This window comes from Mycobacterium sp. 852014-50255_SCH5639931 (genome assembly GCF_001665605.1).
Classification (GTDB): Bacteria; Actinomycetota; Actinomycetes; order Mycobacteriales; family Mycobacteriaceae; genus Mycobacterium; species Mycobacterium paraffinicum.
Genome location: NZ_LZSV01000017.1, coordinates 63,468 through 81,704, shown reverse-complemented (window position 1 = coordinate 81,704; position 18,237 = coordinate 63,468). Strand labels below are relative to the sequence as shown.

The window sequence follows — 18,237 nt, the reverse complement described above, 5'->3', positions numbered from 1 at the left end:
TGCGTGAAACCAGCTTCACGTTGGGGGTGCAGTGACGCCGGCGACCAGCAGGTCGAGCATGCGGCCGGTCTGCTCGGGCGAGCCGCTGGCCAGGAAGATGCCGATCAGGCTGGACACCACATCGTCGGCCTGCACGTCGGGGCGCAGGCTGCCGTCCTCGACGCCGGCCCGCAACAGCAGGTCGACGGCGCCGACGATGCTGTCACGAGTCTGGCTGGCCTGCATGGCGCCGGAGGCGAAGATCGCCTGCAGCGACTCGGCCATCCCACGCTTGGCGGCCACGAATGATGCGTAGCGGTCCATCCAGCGGCGCAGCGCCGTCTCGGGCGGGTGGCGCTTGAGCAGCCGTTCGGCCGCCGCGGCCACTTCGTCGAGCTCGGCGCGGTAGATCGCCTCGACGAGCGCCTCTCGATTCGGGAAGTGGCGGTACAGCGTGCCGATCCCCACGCCGGCCTCGCGCGCGATGGCCTCCAGCGACACCGGTCGCCCGTCGGCGGTGGCGAACGCCGCCGTCGCCACCTCGAGCAGCCGCTCGCGATTCCGGCGCGCGTCCGATCGGATCTCCGCCAAGCGGAGGCACCTCCGTTTCTGCTACGCTGCGATAAGCGGAGGATCCTCCGCATTTCCTCCAGTGTGGCACTAGGGAGCACCATGACGGACAAACCACGGCCCGGCGGTCCCGGCACCATCGGCGCGTCGACCGTCGCGCGCATCGGCTACGGCGCAATGCAGTTGTTCGAGGCCCCGTCCGTCGAGGACGCGGCCGCGGTGCTGCGCCGCGCGGTCGAGCTCGGCGTCAACCACATCGACACGGCGTCGTTTTACGGCCCCGGCGAGGTGAACCGCCGGATCCGGGCGGCGCTGTTCCCCTACGCCGACGACCTCGTCATCGTCAGCAAGGTCGGGGCGCGCTTCACCGGCGAACAGCCCATCCCGCTGGCGGCTGCGCAAAAGCCCGCGGAGCTGCGCGCCGCGGTCGAGGACGACCTGCGACAGCTCGGCCTGGATTCCGTCCCGGTGGTCAACCTGCGCCGCATGGACCTCGGGCCCGGCGTGGCCGCCGAGGGCGATCAGCTCGTGGACGTCGACGACCAGCTCGCCGAGATGATCGCACTGCGCGACGAGGGCAAGATCGGCGCGATCGGCATCAGCGCCGTGCCGGTGGACGTGGTGCGGCGCGCGCTGCCGGCGGGCATCGTCTGCGTGCAGAACGCCTACAGCCTGCTCGACCGCTCACAGGAAGCCGCCCTGCAACTCTGCGCGGACGAGGGCATCGCGTGGGTGCCCTACTTCCCGCTGGGCTCGTCGTTCCCGGGCTTCCCGAAGGTCGCCGACCATCCGGTCGTGGCCGAGATCGCCGGCCAGCTCAGCGCCACCGGCGCCCAGGTCGGCTTGGCGTGGCTGCTGGCGCACGCGCCGAACACGTTGCTGATCCCCGGCACGCGATCCGTCGGGCACCTCGAGGAAAACCTCGGCGCGGGCGACGTCACCCTGGATGCCGAAGCGCTGGAAAGGCTGGACGCCATCGGCGCAACCGAGCCCCAGCCCCATGGTGTGGAGTCCTTCCAGAGGTAACGTCGCTGGGTATGGGAAGCGGCAAACCGATCAAGCCGCCGTGGTGGCTGAAGCCGGCCAACAAGGTCTTCATCCAGATGTCGCGGCTGGGAATGAGTTTCGGCGGCGAGAGCCCCGTCGTGTTGACGGTGACCGGCCGCAAGTCCGGCGCGGCCCGCTCGACCCCGGTGACCCCCATGACCGTCGACGGCCGGCAGTACGTCGTCGCCGGGTTCCCGGGCGCCGACTGGGTGGCCAACGTGCGGGCCTCCGGTGATGCCACGATCGCGCGCGGCCGTCACGTCCAGAGGGTGCGGATGGCCGAGCTGTCCGCCGCCGACGCGCGGCCGATCCTGCGGCTCTTCCCCACCGAAGTGCCGACGGGCGTCGGCTTCATGAAGCGGGCGGGGCTCGTCAGCGAAGGGCGCCCCGACGAGTTCGAAGCCCTGGCCGGCCGCTGCGCAGTATTTCGCCTGGACCCGGTATAGGAGTTCGAAAACCTTGACTGACAATCCCTTTGACGCCCAGGCCTGGCGGCCCGTGGCCGGGTTCGACGACCTGACCGACATCACCTACCACCGCCACGTCACCGATGCGACCGTGCGGGTGGCGTTCGACCGGCCCGAGGTGCGCAACGCGTTTCGGCCGCACACCGTCGACGAGCTCTACCGGGTGCTCGACCACGCCCGGATGTCCCCCGACGTGGGCGTGGTGCTGCTGACCGGCAACGGCCCCTCCCCCAAAGACGGCGGCTGGGCGTTCTGCTCCGGCGGCGATCAGCGCATCCGCGGGCGCAGCGGTTACCAGTACGCAAGCGGCGACACCGCCGAGACCGTCGACCCCGCCCGCGCCGGCAGGCTGCACATCCTCGAGGTGCAGCGGCTGATCCGGTTCATGCCGAAAGTGGTCATCTGCCTGGTCAACGGCTGGGCGGCCGGCGGCGGGCACAGCCTGCACGTGGTCTGCGATCTCACCCTGGCCAGCCGCGAGCACGCCCGGTTCAAGCAGACCGACGCCGACGTCGGCAGCTTCGACGGCGGCTATGGCAGCGCCTACCTGGCGCGCCAGGTCGGACAGAAGTTCGCCCGCGAGATCTTCTTCCTCGGCCGCGCGTACACCGCCGAGCAGATGCACCACATGGGCGCGGTCAACGCGGTCGTCGACCACGCCGACCTGGAGCAGGCCGCAATCGAGTGGGCCGCCGAGATCAACGCCAAATCGCCTCAGGCGCAACGGATGCTGAAGTTCGCCTTCAATTTGCTCGACGACGGGCTGGTCGGTCAGCAGCTGTTCGCGGGCGAGGCCACCCGGCTCGCCTACATGACCGACGAGGCCGTCGAGGGCCGCGACGCCTTCCTGGAGAAGCGGCCGCCGGACTGGAGCCGGTTCCCGCGCTACTTCTAGCGCCGAACGGGCCGACGAGCCCCGCCCCTAGACTCCCCACGTGAGCAAGAGTCCCCTGCGCCGGATCACCGATCAGCTCGTCCTGGCCACCATGCGCCCCCCGATGGCCCCGCAGGTGCTGATCAACCGGCCCGCCATCAGGCCGGTCGACCTCAACGGCAAGCGCATCCTGCTCACCGGCGCCTCGTCGGGCATCGGCGAGGCCGCCGCCGAACTGCTGGCCCGCGAGGGCGCGACGGTGGCCGTCGTCGCGCGCCGACAGGAATTGCTCGATGCGCTCACGGAACGGATCACCACGGCGGGCGGCACCGCGCTGTCCCTGCCGTGCGACGTCTCCGACATGGACGCCGTCGACACGTTGGTCGCCGACGTCGAGAAGCGGCTCGGCGGGGTGGACATCCTGATCAACAACGCCGGCCGGTCCATCCGCCGGCCGCTGGCCGAGTCGCTGGAGCGCTGGCACGACGTCGAGCGGACCATCACGCTCAACTACTACGCGCCGCTGCGGCTGATCCGTGGGCTGGCGCCCGGCATGCTCGAGCGCGGCGACGGCCACATCATCAACGTCTCCACCTGGGGGGTGCTGTCGGAGGCGTCGCCGCTGTTCGCGGTCTACAACGCATCGAAGGCGGCGCTGTCGGCGGTCAGCCGCGTCGTGGAGACGGAGTGGGGCCGCAAGGGTGTGCATTCGACGACGCTGTACTACCCACTGGTGGCCACACCGATGATCGCGCCGACGAAGGCGTACGAGGGCATGCCGGCGCTCACGTCGGACGAGGCGGCCGAGTGGATGCTGACCGCCGCCCGCACCCGGCCGGTGCGGATCGCGCCGCGGATGGCGATCGCCGCGAAGGCGATCGACACGTTTGGTCCCCGGCTGGTGAACACGCTCATGCAGCGGCAGCGGATCCAACCCAACCGCGAAAACGGCAGCTGAACCGGCCCATGTGATAGACACGACGCTATGGAGATCCTGGCCAGCCGGATGCTGTTCCGGCCGGCGGACTATCAGCAGTCGTTGACGTTTTACCGGGACCAGATCGGGCTCGCGATAGCCCGCGAATACGGCGCGGGCACAGTCTTTTTCGCCGGCCAGTCGTTGCTGGAGCTGGCGGGCTACGGCTCCCCGGACCATTCCCGGGGCCCGTTCCCCGGCGCGCTGTGGCTCCAGGTTCGCGACATCGAAGCGACCCAGGCCGAGCTGCAAAGCCGCGGCGTGCCGATCGCACGCGAGGCGCGCCAAGAACCGTGGGGCCTATACGAGATGCACGTGACCGACCCGGACGGGATCACGCTGATCTTCGTTCAAATCCCGCCTGACCACCCGCTACGCCGCGACACCCGGGGTAAACCGCAGGGAAATTCCGGTTAACTGAGAGGTAACATCTGGCGACGACTCAAAATACACCCGCGATTCAGGTCTTCCTGCATTCGACAATGGAATCCCACTACCACCAGAATCGGGCGCTGTGAACATCCAGTTGTTCCTCTTGATCATCGTCGTAATCACGGCACTGGCTTTCGATTTCACGAACGGCTTCCACGACACCGGCAACGCGATGGCGACCTCCATCGCCAGCGGCGCGCTCAAGCCCAAGGCGGCGGTCGCACTGTCCGCGGTGCTGAATCTGGTAGGCGCGTTCATGTCCACCGCCGTCGCCGCCACGATCGCCAAGGGCCTGATCGATGGGCACATCGTGACGCTGGAGTTGGTTTTCGCCGGCCTGGTCGGCGGCATCGTGTGGAACCTGATGACCTGGCTCCTCGGTATCCCCTCCAGCTCCTCGCACGCCTTGATCGGCGGCATCGTCGGCGCCACCATGGCGGCCGTCGGCGCGCACGGGGTGATCTGGAAGGGCGTGGTGTCCAAGGCGATCATCCCGGCCGTCGTGTCGGCGATCCTGGCCATCCTGGTCGGCGCGGTGGCGACCTGGCTGGTTTACCGGATCACCCGCGGCATCCCGACCAAGCGCACCGAGGCCGGCTTCCGCTACGGCCAGTGGGGTTCGGCGTCGCTGGTCTCGCTGGCGCACGGCACCAACGACGCGCAGAAGACGATGGGCATCATCTTCCTGGCGCTGATGTCCTACGGCTCGATCAGCAAGAATGCCGCCATGCCCCCGCTGTGGGTCATCGTCGGCTGCGCGGTCTCGATGGCGTTGGGCACCTACCTGGGTGGCTGGCGCATCATCCGCACCCTGGGCAAGGGGCTGGTCGAGATCCAGTCGCCGCAGGGCATGGCGGCCGAGTCCTCCTCGGCCGCAGTGATTTTGCTCTCCGCCCACTTCGGCTACGCGCTGTCGACCACCCAGGTGTGCACGGGTTCGGTGCTGGGCAGTGGGCTCGGCAAGCCCGGCGGCGAGGTCCGCTGGGGCGTCGCCGCCCGCATGGGTGTCGCCTGGCTGGTGACGCTGCCGCTGGCCGGGCTGGTCGGTGCGGTCACCTACTGGATCGTGCACTACATCGGCGGCTACCCCGGGGCGATCGTCGGCTTCGCGCTGCTGATCGCGGTTTCGGCGACCATCTACGTCCGGTCGCGCAAGGTCAAGGTCGACCACAACAACGTCAACGCCGAATGGCAGGGCGATCTGACCGCCGGGCTCGACGCCGCGGACGGCCACGAACCGCCCTCCGACGGTGGCCCCAAGGTGGGCAGCACCCCGCGTTACGACTCCGACGACCCCACGATGAAGGCGAACGCTTGATGAGTCACTTCAGCGACTGGTTCAACTACCAGGCCTCCCTCAAGATCCTGCTCTTCGCCATGCTGGCCGGAGCCGCGTTGCCGGGGCTGTTCGCCCTGGGGCTCCGATTCCACGCGGTGGGAGCCGGGCAGGTGAGCACCGATGGCAGCTCGGCACAGAAGAACCCGATGCTGCTGGCCCTCGCATGGGCGATCTATGCGGTGGTCCTGCTGGCGATCGCCTTTGCTCTGGCGTACATCTCCCGGGACTTCGTCGCCCATCACACCGGCGTCGCGTTCCTTGGAGCCAAGCCCAAGTAGCATCGAGCGATGCCCACCGCGTCAACGAGCCGGACACCGGGGGGAGTTGGACCAGCGTGAACGGATTTCTCAATTCGATCGTCTCGTGGCTGCGCGCGGGATACCCGGAAGGTGTCCCGCCGACGGACACCTTCCCGGTGCTGGCGCTGCTGGCGCGCCGCATGTCCAACGATGAGGTCAAAGAGGTTGCCTGCGAGCTGATCCGGCGCAGCGAGTTCGACGACGTCGACATCGGGGTGCTGATCAGCAAGATCACCGACGAGCTGCCCACCCCCGACGACGTCGAGCGGGTGCGGGTCCGGTTGGAAGCGCAGGGCTGGCCGTTCGATGACGCGGACCAGGTCGAGGACCCCGCATAGCCGTACTGCGCGCCCAGACCGTCCTGCCGGGTTCGGCCGTCTCGTCACTGTTGCCCGCCCTGGAACGGGTGCTGGCTGGCCGCGACCCCGCCCTGGTCGCCCTGGCCCCCGGCTCGGAAGCGTTGGCGGCGGCCCTGCGGGTCGGGGCAGACATCGACGACGACGTGGCCCTGGTGGTGACGACCTCGGGAACCACGGGTGCGCCCAAGGGCGCCCTGCTGACGGCGGCCGCGCTGACGGCCAGCGCCGCGGCCACCCATGACCGCCTGGGCGGCCCGGGCGGCTGGCTACTGGCGTTGCCGCCGTACCACATCGCCGGGCTGCAGGTGCTGGTGCGCAGCGCGCTCGCGGGCTCGACGCCCGTCGAGCTGGACGTCTCCGAGGGCTTCGATGCGGCCGAATTGCCCGGCGCGATAAGGCGATTGGGACCTGGCCGACGCTACACGTCGCTGGTCGCGGCGCAGTTGGCCAAGGCGCTGGCCGATCCGGCGGCCGCGGGCGCGCTCGCCGAACTCGATGCCGTGTTGCTCGGGGGCGGACCGGCCCCGGAGGGCGTGCTCGACGCCGCGGCGGCGGCCGGCATCACCGTGGTTCGGACCTACGGCATGAGTGAGACCGCCGGTGGCTGCGTCTACGACGGCGTACCGCTGCGCGGCGTATTGGTCCGGGTGGACGACGGGCGCATCGCCCTCGGGGGCGCGACCCTGGCCAAGGGCTATCGCAATCCGGTGGACCCCGACCCGTTCGCCGAGCCGGGCTGGTTCCGCACCGACGATCTCGGCGTTGTCGACGAGGCGGGCGTGCTGACCGTGCTGGGCCGCGCCGACGACGCGATCAGCACGGGCGGATTGACCGTGCTGCCGCAGCTGGTCGAAGCGGCGCTGGGCGCCCATCCCGCCGTGGTGGACTGCGCGGTTTTCGGCGTGCCCGATGACCGGCTGGGCCAGCGGGTGGTGGCCGCGATCGTGCTGGTCGAGGGTTGCTCGGCGCCGACGCTGGACGCGCTGCGCGCCCACGTGACGCGCACCCTGGACGTCACCGCCGCCCCGCGCGAGTTGCACGTGGTCGACGCGCTGCCGCGGCGCGGCATCGGCAAGGTCGACCGGGCGGCGTTGGTGCGCCGCTTCGCCGGTTCCGGCGATCAATAGGCTGGTCGACCGTGAGGGTGGCACGTCGGGAGTTAGCGGCCGTCGCGGCCGGGGTGGTGCTGGTCGGGGCGGCGTTCATCCTGCCGCGGCTGCACTGGGGCGTGCGGCCGCGGACCGATGTGGGGCAGGAGCGGTTCGGCACGCACACCGGGGCCGCGCCGATTTTCGGCGCCTGGGAGATCCACGCCAGTTGGGGTACCGGGCCTGCCGTCGCCCTAGCGATTGCCGCCGTTGCGTGGGGACCGCTTCTGGCGCAACGCCTTTCGTGGCGGATCCTGACGCTGAGCACCTGGACCACCGCCTGCGCCTGGGCCTTCGCGCTGGCGATGATCGACGGGTGGCAGCGCGGCTTCGCCGGCCGGCTGACCACCCGGGACGAGTACCTGTCCCAGGTGGGAAGCATCGCCGACATCCCGGCTACGGTGCGCACGTTCGCGAGCCGGATCGTCGACTACCAACCGAACTCCTGGACCACCCACGTGTCCGGGCATCCACCCGGGGCGCTGCTGACCTTCGTCTGGCTGGATCGGATCGGCCTGCACGGGGGCGCGTGGGCTGGGCTGCTGTGCCTGCTGGTCGGCTCCAGCGCCGCGGCCGCGGTGCTGATCGCCGTTCGCGCGCTGGCCGACGAGCAGACCGCGCGACGCGCCGCGCCGTTCGTGGCCGTGGCGCCGACCGCAATCTGGGTCGCGGTCTCCGCCGACGGCTACTTCGCCGGGGTCGCGGCATGGGGCATCGCGCTGTTGGCCATGGCGGTGCACCGACCGGTCCGGTTCCCCGCCCTGACAGGCGCCGCCGCGGGCCTGCTGCTGGGCTGGGGCGTGTTCTGTAACTACGGCCTGATGTTGATGGGGCTCCCGGCCCTGGCGGTGCTGGCATCGGCCGCCGACTGGCGCGCGGTGCTGCGGGCGCTCGGCCCGGCGACGCTGGCCGCGGTGGCGGTGGCGGTCGCCTTCGCGGTCGCGGGGTTCTACTGGTTCGACGGCTATACCCTTGTGCAGCAACGCTATTGGCAGGGCATCGCCAAAGACCGCCCGTTTGCGTACTGGAGCTGGGCCAACCTGGCGGCGGTGGTGTGTGCGATCGGGTTGGGCAGCGTCGCCGGCGTCAGCCGGGTGTTCGACGCGGTGGCCATCCGCCGCCGCTCCGGGTTCCACCTGCTGCTGCTGGCGGCGCTCGCCGCCATCGCCTGCGCGGACCTGAGCATGCTCAGCAAGGCCGAGGTCGAGCGCATCTGGCTGCCCTTCACCATCTGGCTCACCGCGGCGCCCGCGCTGTTGCCCGTCCGGTCGCACCGGGTGTGGCTCGCGCTCAACGTCGCCGGCGCCCTGTTGCTCAACACCCTCATCGTCACGAACTGGTAGGCGCGGCTACAGGCCGGCCGCCCGGGTCGCCTTCGCGAAGCGACTGGCGGGCCCGCACGCCTCGCGCACCGCGGCCACGTCGTCGACGACGTCGAAGTCGGCGAGCTCCGGCGCCGGGTACACTCCAATTCCCAAGTCGTGCAACGCCCGGTACGTCAGCAGTCCGGTATCGGGCTGCGACATCGGGACTGTGCGCAGGCACTCGGCCGCTTCGGGGCTCCGCAAACCGAGCACCCACCAGCCGCCGTCAACGGCCGGCCCGAGCACCGCCGGCGCCTCTTGCAAGCGTCGCGCGCAGTCGATCAACATGTCGGCGGTCACCTGCGGGGTGTCCATTCCGATCTGCACCACCGGATAGCCGTCCGCGGCGTCGGCATGCGCGTTGGCGAGGCGGTCGGCGAAGTCTTCGCCGCGCTGAGGAATCACCGTGAAGGACCGCAGCCGTTGCCGGATCTCGTCGGCGGCGGCTGCGGCGCTCAGGTCGCCGGTCATCGCCACCACCCGGGTCGCCACAGGCGCGGCGGCCACCGCGTCCAGCGTGTCCAGCAGTGCGGCGGCGGCGACTTCGGCGGCAACGAGGTCCCCGACCGTCGCCGCGAGCCGGGTCTTGGCCCGGCCCGGCTCGGGTGCCTTCGCGACCACCAGCAGCGTCACCGGCAGTGTCACGAGATCACCTTCCAGAAGTCGAGGATCGCGGTGATGCTCCCCCGCAGCGAACCGCTGACCTTCGACTTACCGCCGGTGCGGGGGCCGTAGCTGACGTCGAATTCGACCACGCGCCAGCCGGCGGCCGCGGCCCGGACCAGCAGCTCCAGCGGGTAACCCGAACGTCGGTCGGCGACACCGAGATTCAGCAGCGCCTCGCGCCGGGCCACCCGCATCGGCGCGATGTCGTGAACCGGCAATCCGTGGCGCGTGCGCAGCCGCCAGCTCATCACCACGGTGCCGACCCGGGCCACCCACGGCCAATGCAGCCCGGCTACCGGCCGGCGCCGTCCGATCACCAGATCGGCACCCTGCTCGAGCGCGGCGACCAACCGCGGCAACTCCCCGGCGTCCATCGAGCCGTCGGCGTCGATCACCGCCACGATCGGCGTCCTCGCGGCCACCACGCCCGCGTGCACCGCCGAGCCGTACCCGGCCCGCGGCTCGACCACAACCTCGGCGCCGTGCCGCCGCGCGACCCCGGCGGTGTCGTCGGTGCTGTTGTTGTCGACGACCAGCGCCCGGTATCCGGCGGGGATGGCCGCCAGCACCGCGGGCAGCGACTCCTCCTCGTTGAGACACGGCAGCACCACCGTGACGGCCTCGGGCATGGACGCCTCAGAACCCGCGATGGATGCGTGGCTCCTGCGGGGCGAGCGTTTGCGGGTTCTGCGTGTGCGGCGCCGCCGTCGTTTCGTGCGTGCTCGGCGGCGGCGCCTGGGTTGTCGGCGCTTGGGTCGAGGTGTACGGCTCCTTCGAGCTCGTCGGCGGGGTGGTCGTGGTCACGTGCGGTGTCGTTGTCGTCGGCGTGGTCGTGGTTGGCGTTGTGGTGGACGGCTCCGTCGTGGTGGGCGTCGTCGTGGTCGGTGTCGTGGTCGTCGGTGTCGTGGTAGTGATCGTCGTCGTGGTCGTCGGCGTCGTGAACGTCGGCGGGTTGTATGGGGGATACACCGGGACCGGAACGATGATCGGGACCGGAACGGGCACAGCGGGATTCGGGTTGGGTACGAAGCCGGGCGACACCGGCGCAGCGGGGACGGCCGGCCCGCCGCCCTGTGCCGGAATAAGACCGTTGGCGTCCGGGATGACGCCGCCCTGGAAACCCGCGTTGGGCTGATCAACCGGGGGCGGTGGCACCGGCGCCTGCTGCTGGGTCGGCAGCAACGGCATGAACTTGCCCGGGGCGGCGTTCTGGTGTCCCACCACCGGCTGTTGACTCGCGGTGGGACGGACCGCAATGGCCACCGCGGCGGCCAGCGACGCGAAACCGATGACCGCGAAGGCGAGCACGGCATTGCCCACCACCAAGGATCGGCGGCTCAACCGCGAGGGGATGGCCGTGGTCTCGTCGAAGTCGTCGACGTCGTCGTATTCGGGGCCGTACTCGTCGCCGGCGAACGGCTCGGCATCGTCGGTCATCGAGTACGCCAGCTGTGGTTCCTCCACATCTGCCGGCGGCACGAGCGTCGTCTCATCCCCGGTGAGCCCGGGCGCCATGGCGGTCTCATCCCCGGTGAGCCCGGGCGCCATCGCGGTCTCGTCGCCGGTGAGTCCCACGGCCGGCGCCATCGCCGTGGCATCCCCGGCCGACAACGCCGTCTGCGCCGCGGCGGCCATCGCCGCGCCCCGGGCGATCGCGAAGGAGGGGTCGTCGGCGACCTGCACCCGCATGGTCGACGCATCGCGGAACTGGTCGGCGACCTGGGCCAGCTCGGGCGAAGCGCCCACCAGGTACACGTCGCCCGGGGCGTCGGCCTGGGCGCTGAGTTGGGCCATCATCGTGTTGAACATCGCGGTCGCGTCGCCGCCGGCGACCGCCTCCCTGGCCAGCACGGTCGGCGGCGCGTTTTGGTCATCGGCGGAACCCGGCACCGACAGCGTCGCCGTCGCGTCGTCCAGCACCAGCGCGGCGGCGCCGGGGCGGCCGGCCGCGCGCATCAGGGCGGCCACCGCCTGCGAATCGGAGAGCAACGCGACGTTGGAAACGCCGGAATCTTCCAGCGCCTGCCGTAGCTGGCCGGCCCGAGGATCGTCGCTCCAGCACACCCGGGTGCCGACCAGCCGGTGGTTCTCGTCCGCCAGGAGCCGATTGGTGCCCACCACCGTCTCGGTGAGTTTGCCGACCGGGTTCTCCTCCAGGTCGACGACGGATTGGTCGATCACGTCCGCGCCCGGCCCGACAAGCGCCAAGCGGGCAACCGGGCCCGTGACCGCGACCCCCAACACGACGTCCATCCCGGTTCTCCTTCGGCTGGCTACCCCACGACCAGCAATGTCCCGGCATCATTACACTTGCGATACCGTTGGCAGTATCCGTTATTCGGGCGACAATGTTTGCCCATAGCGCAGCGTAACCAGCTTCTCGAACGACAGGACGGTCGCGGGGGAATCTGCGAGGGCGTCCGAACGGAGAATATGTTCGCAAGCGAGCAGTCCGGCCGCCTCGGCAGGGTATTCACCCGCAGCGCGACCGAACCTGCGCCACGATTGACCGTCCTTGAATTCCGGGGGGCATGGTGATCCAGAGCAGTGACGACGCGCCGACCGGCCCCATCGATCCCGGTCAGGCGCAGCAAACCGCTCGCATCATCCGGCCGGCCGCCGGCGCTCCGCCGGTGGCGGGGAACGCGACGACACGGCGCTGGCACATCGTCAGCGACCTGACCGCGATCGCGCTGCTCGTCTTCGCGCTGTTCCTGCCGTGGAATCTGTACTTCGGCGTCGGGATCCCCGGCAGCAGTCCGACCCTCTTCGCGATGTTGCTCGCCGTGACCGCGCTGTCCGTCGTCGCCGTCGCCGTGGCCGGTTCCTGGAGGTCCTCCGGCGCGCGTTTCAACCCCGCGGGGGCGGGCCGGATTCGCCTGGGACTCAACGTCCCCTACGCGCTGCTGGTGCTGGCGTTCGTGGTCTTCGACGCGTTCGAGACCGTCCGGTTCGGTGGCACGGTCAACGTGCCGGGCGGGGTGGGGCCGGGGGCGTGGGTGGGAATCGCCGGCTGCATGCTGAGCGCCCAAGCGGTGGCCGCCGGCGCCCACACGGGACCGGTTCCCGAGGGCGACGAGCACACCGGCTGGCTGAGGTCGGCCCGGCTCATCGGCTACGCGTCGATGGCGTTGGCGGCGCTCAGCTTTGGCTTCAACCTGTACTGGCGGGTTCGCTACGCGCTGCAGAACACCGGCGGCGCCGGCGCATTCGGCAAGCAGAACGTGGCGGTCATTGTGACGGCGGTGGTGTACGGCGCCGTGGCGCTGGTGGCCGTGCTGGTCGCCGCCAGGTGGTTGCTGCGCAGCACCAGGGCCGGGCGGCTGGCCACCGTCGCGCTCGGCACGTCGACACTGGTCGCCGGGATCTTGGTGTGGATCCTGCCCCTGGGGCGGGATGTCGACGCGTTCCACGGCATCGCGCAGAACACGTCGACCGCCGGGGTGGGCTTCGAGGGCTATTTGGCGTGGGCGGCGGCCGCCGCGATGTTCGCGCCGCAAACCCTGTTCGGTCACCGCAACACGACCGGGGCCGAGGAGAGCGCTTGGCGGGTGGCGGCCCGAAATGGCTTGCTGCTCATCGCCGTATGGAGCGTGGGCTCGATGCTGATGCGGTTGACCGACCTCTTCGTCGCCGTGAGCCTGGACTACCCCTTCTCCCGGTACGACAGCATGGTCCTGGCCGCGTTCGATCTGGCCACCGCGGTGCTGGCGATCTGGCTGCGCATCAACCTGCGCCACGCCGCTCACTCGGCGCGACTGATCTCGTCGCTGTGCGGTCTGGTCGCCACGCTCAGCGTCGCCCGCGTCGTCGTGGGCGTGGTGCTGGCGCCACGGTTCGCGGACTCAGCCAACTCCCCCGCGCAGCACCCGGTCTACGGCAACAACCTCGCCCAGCAGATCACCAGCACCTTCGATGTGACGCTGTGCGGACTGGCGTTGTGCATCCTGGGGGCCGCCATCGTCACCGGGCAGCTGCGCGGCCGCCGCGTGCGCCGCCGCCGCGCCGTCCCCAAGCCCGCCGTGCCGGCGGGCGGCGCTCCGGCCGCGCCGAGGGCGCGGGTCCCGGTGGGCCACGCCGCCCCGCCGTCGGCCGCGGCCACCACCCGGATCACCACCGGCCCGCGGCTCTTCCGCGGCGACGACTCCGCGACGCGACAGATTCCGGTCCAGAAGCCCAAGATCTACCGGCCGCCGCAGGCGTAGGGCGCTCAGCGCAGCGGGGCGAACGCAAACTCGCGCAGGCCCTCGGCCGGGTCGATGGCCGCGCGGAAGCCGAGCACCTCGGCCGCCCGGGACGGATCGGCGACGATGTGGCGCACGTCGCCGCTGCGGTACTGGCCGGTGATCACGGGCGAGAGTGCACCGCCGCGCGCGTCGCACAGCGCGCCGGCCACCTGCAGGATGGAGACGGGCCGCCCGGAACAGACGTTGACCGCGGTGAATCCGTCGATCTCCTGGGTCGCCGCGAGGTTCGCGGCGGCCACATCGTCGACGTGGACGAAGTCCCGCATCTGGCCGCCGTCCTCGAAAACCCTTGGCGGCTCGCCCCTTTCGAGCGACGACCGGAAGATGGCCGCCACCCCGGAATACGGGGTGTCGCGCGGCATCCCGGGGCCGTAGACGTTGTGGTAGCGCAACGCCACCACCGAACCGCCCGTCGACTCCGACCACGCCAGCGCGTAGTGCTCCTGCGCGGTCTTGCTGGCCGCGTACAGGCTGCGCGGTCGCAGCGCGGCGTCCTCGTCGACGAGGCGCCACTGCAGTTCCTCATCCCCGATCGGGCAACGGTGTTCGAAGCTCCCGGCGTCGAGGTCGGCGCGCCGCCGCGGCAACGGGTCGACGTGTCCGTGCTGCCCGCAGTGGTAACGGCCCTGCCCGTACACCACCATCGACGACGCCAGCACCAGGCGGCGCACCCCGGTGGCGAACATCTGCGCCAGCAGGACCGTGGTGGCGAAATCGTTGTGGCCGCCGTAGGCGGGGGCGTCGGCGGCGTCCACGCCCGCACCGACCATCGCCGCCTGGTGGCAGACCAGGTCCACCCCGTCCAGCAGGGGCGCCAGGGCGTCGGCGTCGCGGACGTCGACGCGGTGACATCCCTGCGGCAGCACCGGATTCGGGCCGTGGGCCGCCGGTAGCAACACGTCGACGCCGACCACGTCGTGGCCCGCCGACCGCAGCGCCGCGGCCACCCGCGAACCGATGAAACCGGCCGCCCCGGTGAGCAACACCCTCACGGCAGCTCGAGGGGCAGCGTGACGCCGGTGTGCGGCAGGCAGTGCGTGCAGTTGTGTTCGTCGGCGACGCGGCCGATGGCCTGGCGCACCAGCTCCTTGAATCCCCCGATGTTCTTCTCGAATTCGGCGAACACCTCGACGGTCGTCACGCCCTCGCCGGCCGCGATACCGGCGTCCAGGTCGGTGACCAAAGCGATTGTGGCATAGCACATTTCGAGTTCACGCGCGAGCACCGCCTCCGGGTAGCCGGTCATGTTGACCAGCGAGAACCCGGCGGAGGCGAACCACTGGCTTTCCGCGCGCGTGGAAAACCGCGGGCCCTGGATCACGACCATGGTGCCACCGTCGACCACATTGGGCAGGCCGGCCACCGCGGCGCGCAGGGTGGGGCAGTACGGGTCGGCGAAGTCGACGTGGATGCCGCCGGAGTCGAAGTACGTGTCGGGGCGGCCGCTGGTGCGATCCACCAGCTGGTCGGGCACCACCACCGCGCCCGGTCCGTTGTTGAGGTTCAGGCTGCCGACGGCGCACGGGCCGAAAACCCGTCGCACCCCGAGCTTGCGCAGCGCCCACATGTTGGCCCGATACGGCACGGTGTGCGCCGAGAACTGGTGTGTGGTCCCGTGCCGGGGCAAGAACGCGACCTCGTGTCCCCCGACGGCGCCGATCGTCACCGGGGCGCTGGGCGGGCCGTACGGGGTGTCGACGTCGACGGCGCGGGTGTCGGACTCGAAGAAGGTGTAGAAGCCGCTGCCGCCGATGACTCCGAGCATCAGCCCATTGTGGTGCATGGCCCCACGCCGATCGCGGGTGCGGGGGCGCGCCGGGCCCCTGGCAGGATGCGTGCGTGGCCAATTTCGGGCAGTGGATCTCTGGTGCGCGGCCGCGGACGCTGCCCAACGCGGTGGCGCCGGTGGTCGCGGGCACCGGCGCGGCGGCGTGGCTGGGATCCGCGGTGTGGTGGAAGGCGCTGCTGGCGCTGGCCGTCGCGGTCGCGCTGACCGTCGGTGTCAACTACGCCAACGACTACTCCGACGGCATCCGCGGCACCGACGACGACCGGGCCGGCCCGGTGCGCCTGGTGGGCTCGCGGCTGGCGTCCCCCCGCTCGGTGCTGGCCGCCGCGGTGGCGAGCCTGGCGTTCGGGGCGGCGGCCGGCCTGGCGCTCGCGCTCGTCAGCGCGCTGTGGCTGATCGCCGTGGGGGCGGTGTGCATCGCCGGCGCGTGGCTGTACACGGGCGGCTCGAAACCCTACGGCTACGCCGGTTTCGGTGAGGTCGCGGTGTTCGTGTTCTTCGGCCTGGTGGCCGTGCTCGGCACCGAGTACACCCAGTCGCTGCGGGTGGACTGGGTGGGGGTGGCGCTCGCGGTGTCGATCGGGGCGTTGTCGTCGTCGGTGCTGGTCGCCAACAACCTGCGGGACATTCCCACCGACGCGCAGTCGGGGAAGATCACGCTGGCGGTGCGGCTGGGCGACGCCCGCACCCGCCTGCTGTACCAGGCGCTGCTGGCGACCGCCGGGATATTGACCCTGGTGCTGATGGCGGCGACGCCGTGGTGCGCCGTGGGATTCGTTGCCACGCCCCTGGCGCTGCGTGCGGCGGGTCCGGTGCGATCGGGACGCGGCGGCCGAGAGTTGATTCCCGTGCTGCGGGATACCGGGCTGGCCATGGTCGCCTGGGCGATCGCGGTGGCCGCGGCGCTGGCGCTGGCCGGCTGACCGAGCGTGCGCCCGCGGCGTTGACTGTGCACTGGCGGCGGCGTTTCGCGGCGTGTCGCCGCCGTAAATGCACACTCGAGTGAACTAGCGCGACCGGATCCGATAACAATGAGGGACCGGCGTCGGGGACCGATGGCCGTTCACAGCGAGCACCGATCGGGGACAGCAATGAAGCAGATCGCCGCGACCAGTGGACCGACGAACATCGGCATGCTCAGCGTCGGGGCGTACCGCCCCGAACGGGTGGTCACCAACGACGAGATCTGCGAGAACATCGAATCGTCCGACGAGTGGATCTACTCCCGCACCGGGATCAAGACCCGCCGGTTCGCCGCCCGCGACGAATCCGCCGCGTCGATGGCCACCGAGGCCGGACGGCAGGCGATCGCGAACGCCGGGTTGACGTCGTCGGACATCGACTGCGTGATCGTCGCGACCAGCACGCATTTTCTGCAGACCCCGGCCTGCGCCCCGGCCGTCGCCGCGGCGCTGGGCTCCACCGGCGTGCCCGCGTTCGACGTCTCGGCGGGGTGTGCCGGGTTCGGCTACGCGCTCGGTGTCGCGGCCGACATGATCCGCGGCGGGACCGCCGCCAAGGTGCTGGTCCTCGGTTCGGAGAAGCTGTCCCCCACCGTGGACATGCAGGACCGCACCAACTGCTTCATCTTCGCCGACGGCGCGGCCGGAGTGGTGGTCGGCGAGACGCCCGATCAGGGCATCGGGCCGACCGTCTGGGGCAGTGACGGCGAGCAGGCCCTGGCGATACGCCAGGACATCGACTGGATCGACTACATGGACGCCCCCACGGGGCCCCGCCCGTTCCTGCGGCTCGAGGGCAGCGCGGTGTTCCGGTGGGCGGCATTCGAGATGGGCAAGGTCGGCCGGCAGGCGATGGACGCGGCGGGCGTCAGGCCCGATGAGATCGACGTGTTCGTGCCGCACCAGGCCAACAGCCGCATCAACGAGGTCCTGGCCAAGGGCCTCGAGTTGCGGCCGGACGCCATCGTCGCCAACGACATCGAGCACACCGGCAACACGTCGGCGGCTTCCATCCCCCTGGCGATGGCCGAACTGCTGGCGACCGGGGCGGCCAGGCCGGGCGACCTCGCCCTGCTGATCGGTTACGGCGCGGGCCTCAGTTACGCCGCGCAGGTCGTCCGGATGCCCAACTTCTGACCGGTCTCACGCGTCGTCGGTCGGCGCCTCACCCTGCAACCGCGCCCGCAATTGCTCGCGCTCCCGGCGCCGGCGCTCGCCGGCGATCGCCAGCGACGCGGTAGCGCGCCGGCGCAGCGGGCCGAACAGCCAAATGCCCAGGGGCATGGCGATGATGAGAGCGAACAACGCGGCGACCGCGATCGGAAACTGGCTGACACCCATCAGGCGCGCCACCCCGTAGATTGCCGCGGCAAGCGCCACCGCCAGCAGCAGCCGCGCCCCCGCGTAGAGCAGAACGTCGACGACCGCCCGACGGCCGGCGCGTTGCGGCCCGCCCTCGTCCACGCGGTCCCCAGCGCTGTTGTCGCTAGCTCCTTCTGACACAGGGGAGAGCCTACGACGCGGGTATATTCGTCAACGGAGGTGTTGAGTGCTCTACCTGCTGCTCGTCCTGATGTTGGGGACGCTGATCTACGTTGGCTGGCGGACGGCTCGGTCACAAACCAACCGGGCGAAGACGCGCGTTATCGGGCCGGACGACGATCCAGACTTCTTACGGCGGTTAGGGCACGGGGACAACAACCCCCGTTAAGGCTCGCT

General features: G+C 70.7%; 21 protein-coding genes. 14 read left to right on the top strand and 7 right to left on the bottom strand.

Going from position 1 to position 18,237, the window contains the following annotated elements; all coding sequences use genetic code 11:
* Window positions 1-15: 15 nt before the first annotated feature.
* A complete protein-coding gene (locus tag A5758_RS10155; RefSeq protein ID WP_067739576.1) occupies window positions 16-570 on the bottom strand; it encodes a TetR/AcrR family transcriptional regulator in 555 nt (184 codons plus the stop codon).
* Window positions 571-651: 81 nt separating this feature from the next.
* Between A5758_RS10155 and A5758_RS10150 the strand changes: the two genes are divergently transcribed.
* From A5758_RS10150 to A5758_RS10105, 10 genes are all read left to right on the top strand, one after another.
* Complete coding sequence (locus A5758_RS10150; protein ID WP_067739574.1) at window positions 652-1,575, top strand: aldo/keto reductase; 924 nt, start codon at window positions 652-654, stop codon at window positions 1,573-1,575.
* An 11-nt stretch (window positions 1,576-1,586) separates the two neighbouring features.
* Window positions 1,587-2,042, top strand: a complete 456-nt coding sequence (locus A5758_RS10145; RefSeq protein ID WP_067739572.1) for a nitroreductase family deazaflavin-dependent oxidoreductase — start codon at window positions 1,587-1,589, stop codon at window positions 2,040-2,042.
* 13 nt (window positions 2,043-2,055) lie between these two features.
* A complete protein-coding gene (locus A5758_RS10140) occupies window positions 2,056-2,958 on the top strand; it encodes a 1,4-dihydroxy-2-naphthoyl-CoA synthase (RefSeq protein ID WP_067213034.1) in 903 nt (300 codons plus the stop codon).
* A 40-nt stretch (window positions 2,959-2,998) separates the two neighbouring features.
* Complete coding sequence (locus A5758_RS10135) at window positions 2,999-3,895, top strand: SDR family oxidoreductase (RefSeq protein ID WP_067739570.1); 897 nt, start codon at window positions 2,999-3,001, stop codon at window positions 3,893-3,895.
* 27 nt (window positions 3,896-3,922) lie between these two features.
* Window positions 3,923-4,330 carry a VOC family protein gene (locus tag A5758_RS10130; RefSeq protein WP_067213030.1) on the top strand — a complete coding sequence of 136 codons (408 nt, stop codon included), beginning with the start codon at window positions 3,923-3,925 and terminating at the stop codon, window positions 4,328-4,330.
* 97 nt (window positions 4,331-4,427) lie between these two features.
* Window positions 4,428-5,663: an inorganic phosphate transporter gene (locus A5758_RS10125; protein ID WP_067213027.1), complete on the top strand. Its 1,236-nt coding sequence runs from the start codon at window positions 4,428-4,430 to the stop codon at window positions 5,661-5,663.
* On the top strand, window positions 5,663-5,962 hold the full coding sequence (locus tag A5758_RS10120; RefSeq protein ID WP_067739568.1) for a hypothetical protein: 300 nt from the start codon (window positions 5,663-5,665) through the stop codon (window positions 5,960-5,962). The genes A5758_RS10125 and A5758_RS10120 overlap by 1 nt, the downstream gene beginning before the upstream one ends.
* 56 nt (window positions 5,963-6,018) lie before the next feature.
* A complete protein-coding gene (locus A5758_RS10115; protein WP_067739566.1) occupies window positions 6,019-6,321 on the top strand; it encodes a DUF3349 domain-containing protein in 303 nt (100 codons plus the stop codon).
* A 68-nt stretch (window positions 6,322-6,389) separates the two neighbouring features.
* Window positions 6,390-7,469: an o-succinylbenzoate--CoA ligase gene (menE, locus tag A5758_RS10110; RefSeq protein WP_067739970.1), complete on the top strand. Its 1,080-nt coding sequence runs from the start codon at window positions 6,390-6,392 to the stop codon at window positions 7,467-7,469.
* Window positions 7,470-7,480: 11 nt separating this feature from the next.
* A complete protein-coding gene (locus tag A5758_RS10105; RefSeq protein WP_067739560.1) occupies window positions 7,481-8,833 on the top strand; it encodes a hypothetical protein in 1,353 nt (450 codons plus the stop codon).
* A 6-nt stretch (window positions 8,834-8,839) separates the two neighbouring features.
* Here the strand turns inward: A5758_RS10105 and A5758_RS10100 are convergent, their stop codons facing one another.
* Genes A5758_RS10100 through A5758_RS25715 form a run of 3 tightly spaced genes read right to left on the bottom strand, consistent with a single transcriptional unit; the run spans window position 8,840 to window position 11,773 of the window.
* Window positions 8,840-9,499, bottom strand: coding sequence for a DUF2064 domain-containing protein (locus tag A5758_RS10100; protein ID WP_067739558.1), 660 nt, complete (start codon window positions 9,497-9,499; stop codon window positions 8,840-8,842).
* Window positions 9,496-10,149: a glycosyltransferase family 2 protein gene (locus tag A5758_RS10095; RefSeq protein ID WP_067739556.1), complete on the bottom strand. Its 654-nt coding sequence runs from the start codon at window positions 10,147-10,149 to the stop codon at window positions 9,496-9,498. The genes A5758_RS10100 and A5758_RS10095 overlap by 4 nt, the downstream gene beginning before the upstream one ends.
* A 7-nt stretch (window positions 10,150-10,156) precedes the next feature.
* Window positions 10,157-11,773 carry a hypothetical protein gene (locus A5758_RS25715; protein ID WP_067739554.1) on the bottom strand — a complete coding sequence of 539 codons (1,617 nt, stop codon included), beginning with the start codon at window positions 11,771-11,773 and terminating at the stop codon, window positions 10,157-10,159.
* Between the two features lie 278 nt (window positions 11,774-12,051).
* Between A5758_RS25715 and A5758_RS10085 the strand changes: the two genes are divergently transcribed.
* Window positions 12,052-13,725: a hypothetical protein gene (locus A5758_RS10085; protein WP_067739552.1), complete on the top strand. Its 1,674-nt coding sequence runs from the start codon at window positions 12,052-12,054 to the stop codon at window positions 13,723-13,725.
* A gap of 5 nt (window positions 13,726-13,730) precedes the next feature.
* Here the strand turns inward: A5758_RS10085 and A5758_RS10080 are convergent, their stop codons facing one another.
* Both A5758_RS10080 and A5758_RS10075 read right to left on the bottom strand, forming a co-directional pair.
* The gene (locus tag A5758_RS10080; protein ID WP_067739550.1) at window positions 13,731-14,759 is read right to left on the bottom strand and encodes an NAD(P)-dependent oxidoreductase; all 1,029 of its coding nucleotides are present in this window, start codon (window positions 14,757-14,759) and stop codon (window positions 13,731-13,733) included.
* Entirely contained in the window at window positions 14,756-15,535 is a 780-nt protein-coding gene (locus tag A5758_RS10075) for an S-methyl-5'-thioadenosine phosphorylase (protein ID WP_197503903.1), read from the bottom strand. Before A5758_RS10075 ends, A5758_RS10080 begins: the two co-directional genes overlap by 4 nt.
* A 71-nt stretch (window positions 15,536-15,606) precedes the next feature.
* Here A5758_RS10075 and A5758_RS10070 point away from each other — a divergent pair, with 71 nt between their 5' ends.
* Both A5758_RS10070 and fabH read left to right on the top strand, forming a co-directional pair.
* Window positions 15,607-16,479 carry a 1,4-dihydroxy-2-naphthoate polyprenyltransferase gene (locus A5758_RS10070; protein ID WP_067739546.1) on the top strand — a complete coding sequence of 291 codons (873 nt, stop codon included), beginning with the start codon at window positions 15,607-15,609 and terminating at the stop codon, window positions 16,477-16,479.
* Between the two features lie 168 nt (window positions 16,480-16,647).
* The gene (fabH, locus tag A5758_RS10065) at window positions 16,648-17,655 is read left to right on the top strand and encodes a beta-ketoacyl-ACP synthase III (protein ID WP_067739543.1); all 1,008 of its coding nucleotides are present in this window, start codon (window positions 16,648-16,650) and stop codon (window positions 17,653-17,655) included.
* 6 nt (window positions 17,656-17,661) lie between these two features.
* On the opposite strand, the gene A5758_RS10060 is transcribed toward fabH, so the two are convergent.
* A complete protein-coding gene (locus A5758_RS10060; RefSeq protein WP_067212992.1) occupies window positions 17,662-17,982 on the bottom strand; it encodes a DUF4229 domain-containing protein in 321 nt (106 codons plus the stop codon).
* A gap of 85 nt (window positions 17,983-18,067) precedes the next feature.
* On the opposite strand from A5758_RS10060, the gene A5758_RS25710 reads away from it, so the two are divergent.
* Window positions 18,068-18,229: a hypothetical protein gene (locus A5758_RS25710; RefSeq protein WP_156622576.1), complete on the top strand. Its 162-nt coding sequence runs from the start codon at window positions 18,068-18,070 to the stop codon at window positions 18,227-18,229.
* Window positions 18,230-18,237: the final 8 nt, after the last annotated feature.

Coding starts and splice junctions, on each gene's coding strand:
- A5758_RS10150 (WP_067739574.1), top strand. CDS start 652: ATGACGGACAAACCACGGCCCGGCGGTCCCGGCACCATCGGCGCGTCG.
- A5758_RS10145 (WP_067739572.1), top strand. CDS start 1,587: ATGGGAAGCGGCAAACCGATCAAGCCGCCGTGGTGGCTGAAGCCGGCC.
- A5758_RS10130 (WP_067213030.1), top strand. CDS start 3,923: ATGGAGATCCTGGCCAGCCGGATGCTGTTCCGGCCGGCGGACTATCAG.
- A5758_RS10120 (WP_067739568.1), top strand. CDS start 5,663: ATGAGTCACTTCAGCGACTGGTTCAACTACCAGGCCTCCCTCAAGATC.
- A5758_RS10095 (WP_067739556.1), bottom strand. CDS start 10,149: ATGCCCGAGGCCGTCACGGTGGTGCTGCCGTGTCTCAACGAGGAGGAG.
- A5758_RS25715 (WP_067739554.1), bottom strand. CDS start 11,773: ATGGACGTCGTGTTGGGGGTCGCGGTCACGGGCCCGGTTGCCCGCTTG.
- A5758_RS10085 (WP_067739552.1), top strand. CDS start 12,052: ATGGTGATCCAGAGCAGTGACGACGCGCCGACCGGCCCCATCGATCCC.
- fabH (WP_067739543.1), top strand. CDS start 16,648: ATGAAGCAGATCGCCGCGACCAGTGGACCGACGAACATCGGCATGCTC.